The 5,313-nt window shown below is 36.6% G+C and carries 5 protein-coding genes; 2 read left to right on the top strand and 3 right to left on the bottom strand.

The features are described from left to right. The first annotated feature begins 175 nt into the window (after positions 1–175). The gene (locus B4N75_RS09095; RefSeq protein WP_296666681.1) at positions 176–1,363 is read left to right on the top strand and encodes a PucR family transcriptional regulator; all 1,188 of its coding nucleotides are present in this window, start codon (positions 176–178) and stop codon (positions 1,361–1,363) included. 58 nt (positions 1,364–1,421) lie between these two features. Then, positions 1,422–2,327: an arginase gene (rocF, locus tag B4N75_RS09090; RefSeq protein WP_296707209.1), complete on the top strand. Its 906-nt coding sequence runs from the start codon at positions 1,422–1,424 to the stop codon at positions 2,325–2,327. A gap of 587 nt (positions 2,328–2,914) precedes the next feature. Here rocF and B4N75_RS09085 read toward each other — a convergent pair. From B4N75_RS09085 to B4N75_RS09075, 3 genes are read right to left on the bottom strand one after another with little or no spacing between them, the layout of a single operon-like run. Further along, positions 2,915–3,931: a replication protein RepA gene (locus tag B4N75_RS09085; protein ID WP_296024870.1), complete on the bottom strand. Its 1,017-nt coding sequence runs from the start codon at positions 3,929–3,931 to the stop codon at positions 2,915–2,917. 23 nt (positions 3,932–3,954) lie between these two features. Next, entirely contained in the window at positions 3,955–4,284 is a 330-nt protein-coding gene (locus tag B4N75_RS09080; RefSeq protein ID WP_296666674.1) for a hypothetical protein, read from the bottom strand. Positions 4,285–4,319: 35 nt separating this feature from the next. Then, positions 4,320–5,072: a ParA family protein gene (locus B4N75_RS09075; RefSeq protein WP_296666672.1), complete on the bottom strand. Its 753-nt coding sequence runs from the start codon at positions 5,070–5,072 to the stop codon at positions 4,320–4,322. Positions 5,073–5,313 lie beyond the last annotated feature (241 nt).

Genomic DNA, 5,313 nt, shown 5'->3' with positions numbered 1-5,313 from the left:
TAGCCCGGATCGTCACGGAAAGACCGGACGAAGCGCAGCGAAGGAGGACTTGCAGTAAGAGCCGGATAAGAGCGAAAAATGCGCTCCATCAAAAACTAAAAACGTGCATCGTGCATCTTGCTTATTTTTCCAAAAAGTTTTATTTTTTTTGTGTACTAGTTACAAGGTGGCAAAAATGGCACTTACAGTAAACACTCTCCTTAATTTTTCGGAAACTCCTTTTAAACTAAAGCTTGTCGCCGGGCGCGAAGGCCTTAAGCAGACTGTCAGCTGGATTTATTACACGGAAGATCCTTCTTTTAGCGAATTTATCCGCGGCGGAGAACTTGCAATCACAACAGGGCTTTTGCTCAAACGAAAATCCGAAAACGAGGGAATAAATGAGTCTGAAAATTTGTGTTCATTTTTAAGAGATTTTATTGAAAAATTTTCCGGTCATAATGCTTCTGGTTTAATCGTCAATACTGGAAAATATATTTTTGAAATTCCTCAGGAGATTAAAACTTATTGCGACCAAATCAATTTTCCGCTTTTTACAATGCCGTGGGAAATTCATACGGTAGACTTAATGCAGGAAATCGGAAATATGATTTCTGCCGACAGCCAAAACAGCCATAATGTTGAAAAATTTTTCTATCGCGCAATTTTTGAAACTCAGAAATTTGACCCAAAGCAAATCGAAAACACGGTTTTTCATGACGCAAAAAGTTTTTCGGTTGCGCTCTTGGAATTAAAAGAAGATTTTTTTAATAACGATATTGAGCAGGCAAAGCGGTATGTTCAATTTTCGCTAAATCCAAAAATCAATTTTTCGCAAAACGACTACTGCTGTTTTATTCACAACAGAAAAGTAATCTACATTATTAAAAATGACAATTCTTTTTTTACAGAAGAGCTTTTCCGCATAACGCGAAATGATAAATTTTTTTGCAATTCCAAACTTTCGCTTTCAGAATACTGCTCTTCTGCAGAAGAACTTCAAGAAGCTTTTGTCCACGCGGAAATTACAATGAATCTTTCGAAAAATGCAGAAAAGCTCGAAAAGTACGACAATCTCGGAATTTATAAAATTCTGCTTGAAGTAAAAAACAAAAAGGTTCTCGAACAACTTTATAAAACTGTCCTCGGAAACCTAGACCAGCTCGAAAATGCAAAGCGCGAAGACTACTTAAAAACTCTCAAGCTTTACTTAAAACTCGGCGGAAACATTCACAGTGTTTCTGAACAAAACAATACTCACCGAAACACCGTTTTATACCGGATTCAGCGTCTGCAAGAAATTCTGAATGTTGACCTTTCTGACGGCGACACTCGCTGTCTTTTGCAAATTGCAATTTACATTAAAGAGCTTCTAAAAAAGTAAAAAAAACGTCGCTACCCTCTTTATTAACATTCGCAAAAAAAAAAATTATAATGCCGTTATGAAAATACACATTTTAGAAATGCCTCTAGATTTTGGCGCAAGCCGCCACGGTTCAGACATGGGGCCGTCTGCAATCCGTCTTGCAGGAATAAAACAGCGGCTGGAAAGCCTCGGCCACTCTACTTTTGAACACACAGATATTTTTCATGCAAAACCGCAGGAATATCAAAATATCGGAAATCCTAAAGCAAAATACTTAAAACCAATCGTAAATGCCTGCACAAAACTTGCTGAACTTGTCGAAGAAATTTCCGGCAAAAACGAATTTCCACTCGTTCTCGGAGGCGACCATTCAATTGCGCTCGGTTCAATCGCAGGAATCAGCGCAACAGCAAAAAAACAAAATAAATCTTTCGGCGTGCTTTATGTTGACGCGCACGGAGATTTTAACGATACGAACACAACGCCAAGCGGAAATATTCACGGCGAATGTCTTGCCGCTTCAGCAGGAATCGGCCTTTCTGAACTTACAAACCTTTATTTTGAAGGGCAGAAAATCGATCCAAAAAACATCTGTTTTGTCGGTTGCCGCGACCTTGATTCTGGCGAAAAAATTTTAATGAAAGAAGCCGGCGTTACGGTTTTTACAATGAGCGACATCGACAGGCACGGATTTCCGGCAATTGTCCAGAAAGTAAAAGAATTTTTTCAAAAAATCGACATAATCCACGTAAGTTTTGACATGGACGTTCTCGACCCAATGTATGCGCCAGGAACAGGAATTCCGCTTCCAGGAGGTCTTACAAACCGCGAGGCTCTCCTTTTAATGGAAGAAATGGCTGGCACAAAAAAAGTAAAATCCGCCGAAATTGTCGAAGTAAACCCGATTCTCGACGTCCGAAACCAAACCGCAATTCTGGCGGCAAGCTTGGCTTCAAGACTTTTGGGCGAAACCCTTTATTAAAATTCTGAACCGCATTCCCCGTCTTATCCGGCTGCTCCGGATTCGCTAACGCTCATCGACCGCAGGCAGAACAAAGTTCTGCCTGCGGTCGGCTGCGTCCTGCACATCCGGGGTAAGTTTTCTGGTCAAACTCAATGTAACAGTTTTGTTATCTAGCCTGAATGTAGAATTCTAATCGTTTGTAACAGTTATGTTATCTTCTCAAGTTTAATGCAAAACCTAGTTTATCTTTAAACTAATTCTTGTAATTCTTGCTGCTTTTATTTTATATGTAACAATCTTGTTATCAAAAAATGTAACAGTCTGGTTATACTCATCCACAATCACCTGTGGAAATCTCTTTTTTTATGTAACAGTTACGTTATCATTGTGGATAAGTTTTATTTTCTTTATACTATAGAAGAAACTTACAGTTCAAATTTTCTATGTAACAGTCATGTTATCCGAATGTAACAGTTTAGTTATTTCTACCATTATATCTAATAATAATCTAATAATATATTTAAACTAATAATAGAAAAGCAAATTCTGTGGATTTCCTAAAAATAGATAACAACTCTGTTACACAAAATTTTATAACCAAACTGTTACAATCCTCCCAAATCAGAAGAAATAAGGGCATATCTTATATCATCTGCAAGAACAGGTGTAGGACTCTTAAACAAGGTAATTCCTGCTCCGGTTTTATCAATATCAACTTTTAATTCTGGATAATACTCTTTTTTTATTTCTCTTATTTGATCAATTATCCGGGAATAATTTACATTCGCAATTTTTGGATCAGAATCTTCTGCAACGGGCATAAACTGTTCAACAAGTTTATCTCTTGGTATAAAGACAGGTTTTTCTGCCATAAGTCCGTTATTTCTGTAAACAAGCCAGGCATAAATGTCTTTTCCAACCGGACTTGTAATATCTTTATAAACAGTATAGTTAATCGGAACTGCATGTGTCTGACAAAAAGCGGCAAAATTTGCAGAAAGAATAATTTTAAATTTTCCAACACGCTGACTTTTTGAAGACGGATCTATAATTTCTTGAAACTGAACGCCATCTGTAAAAAGAATTGTTCCTGTTGTCGTTGTTTTTACTTCGACCGGACCTTTTGGAATTTTTTCTCCAGGTTCATATAATTCTTTAAATAAACTTGCCTGAAGCTGAATTTCTTCTTTTTTCTCAAACGAAAATGTTGCTCTTGTAAAGCACGAGAGCTGCTCAAGAATGTCTTTTCCCCTTTGACGAGGAAGCTGCATTTCATTTAAAAGTTGCGACAAGGAATCAAATTCAACGATTACAGGCACATTTTTTTCTTTAGAAAGAACTGCATGCGTTGTAAAAACAGAAAGAATTAGCCGTCCATACTTTCCAAACGGAACATTTGTTGGAGAATTCAATATCAAAGAAATTCCATTGCTTGCTTTTCGTATAAACTCTGTTTTATTTATATTCTTAAAAGGCAAAGAAGCTGTCGTAAAAAAACTCGGAATATAACTTAAAACATTTTTTGTCTTTTGAGTTTCCAGTTGATTAAGGGATTCGAACAGTTCGTCCGCCGAATTATCAATTGGAATAAGGCTGTTTTCCCGGTTTATTTTTTTTCCCATTTTGATTTTTTTCCATCCGTTTTTTAGTTGCCGGTACTTGAAATTCCGCCTTTTGAAATTATGATTCTTCCGGCAGCAACTTCTTTTGAAAGATATTCAAAAGAAGACTCGATGTATTGAGTTATTGAAACTCCGCAGTTTGTGCAGAATTTTTTAATTTCTTCGCGGCGGCCTTCCGAAAGCCTTATGTTCATTACGTCGGCATATTTTCCTTTTTTAGGCTCAGCGGAAGTCTTGGAAACTGATGTTGCGGCAAGTTTTTCCGCAGGTTCTTCAGTTTTTTCTGTTTTTGTGAGGTTTGTTTTTATTTGATTTAAAAATTCTTGAGGTATTTTTTTTGTTGCGATCGGCATTTTTGTTCCTCCAATAAAAGTTTTGCCCTACACTGTTATTTTATCAAATCTGCAAGTTTTTTTAGAGCGTCGAGAGTTTCTTTTTTTCCTCCGCGCTGCTGAATTGTCTGTCTTTCAATTGTGGCATATTTAAAATCCTGATCGACAGGAACATAAACGACATTAAAATCTCCGGCGTTTAAACCTTCAGAAATAATATCTGTAAGCTTTATGCTTCTGTTGATTTCGTTAAGGACTATTGTTTCAAATTTGGGATTTTGGACGCGGCGGCGTTTTTTATAACTGTCCAGGTTATCTTTGAAAATTTGAAGCCCGTCCTGAGAATATGCGTCTGCTTTTATAACAACAATAACTTCGTCAGACGCTGTCATAATGTCTTCTTCAAAGGCGTCGAATGCTGGAGATGTGTCAAAAATACAGTACTCAAAGCCGAGTTTTTCAACTTCATCGCAAAGGTCTACAAAGATATAAGGTTCTTTTTGAGCTTCGCTTGAGCGGTATGTTTTTAGTGAGCGGCTTCCTTTTCTGTCGATTGAATTTGTCGGAATTACAAAAAGATTTTCGACTGTTGTTGCTGATATAACCTGATCAATTGTAACATCGCCGTAAAGAGCCTCTGCAAGGTCGTGGTCAAAAGATTCCAGCAATGTTCCTGTGGAGTTTCCTTGAGGGTCCGCGTCTATAAGAAGAACTTTTTTTCCTTGCAAGGCAAGTTCCGCCGCCAGCGAAAGACTAATTGTTGTTTTGCCTACTCCACCCTTTTGTATGGCAACCGCTATTTTTTTCATTTTTTTGCCTGTCTCCAAATTTTATGAATTTTTATATTTTTTTATATCTAATCATATTTTTTAGAAAAAAGCAAATAAAAAATCTAATAAATATTAGGTTTCTAAAATAAAAACTTAGAAAGATTAGATAAAAACTAATATAAAAGATTGATAAAAATATAATAAAAAATCTAATATAGTTTATAAAAAAGATTAGAAAGATTAGAAAATATCTAAACAGAAAAAAGACGTGCGAGGATTG

The sequence above is a fragment of the Treponema sp. UBA7570 genome (assembly GCA_002477955.1).
GTDB lineage: Bacteria > Spirochaetota > Spirochaetia > Treponematales > Treponemataceae > Treponema_D.
Note: the sequence above shows the minus strand (reverse complement) of the source record. Positions and strands in the feature narration are given on the sequence as shown.

Excerpts from the sequence above, each read along its gene's own strand:
- B4N75_RS09095 (WP_296666681.1), top strand. The coding sequence starts at position 176 with ATGGCACTTACAGTAAACACTCTCCTTAATTTTTCGGAAACTCCTTTT.
- rocF (WP_296707209.1), top strand. The coding sequence starts at position 1,422 with ATGAAAATACACATTTTAGAAATGCCTCTAGATTTTGGCGCAAGCCGC.
- B4N75_RS09085 (WP_296024870.1), bottom strand. The coding sequence starts at position 3,931 with ATGGGAAAAAAAATAAACCGGGAAAACAGCCTTATTCCAATTGATAAT.
- B4N75_RS09080 (WP_296666674.1), bottom strand. The coding sequence starts at position 4,284 with ATGCCGATCGCAACAAAAAAAATACCTCAAGAATTTTTAAATCAAATA.
- B4N75_RS09075 (WP_296666672.1), bottom strand. The coding sequence starts at position 5,072 with ATGAAAAAAATAGCGGTTGCCATACAAAAGGGTGGAGTAGGCAAAACA.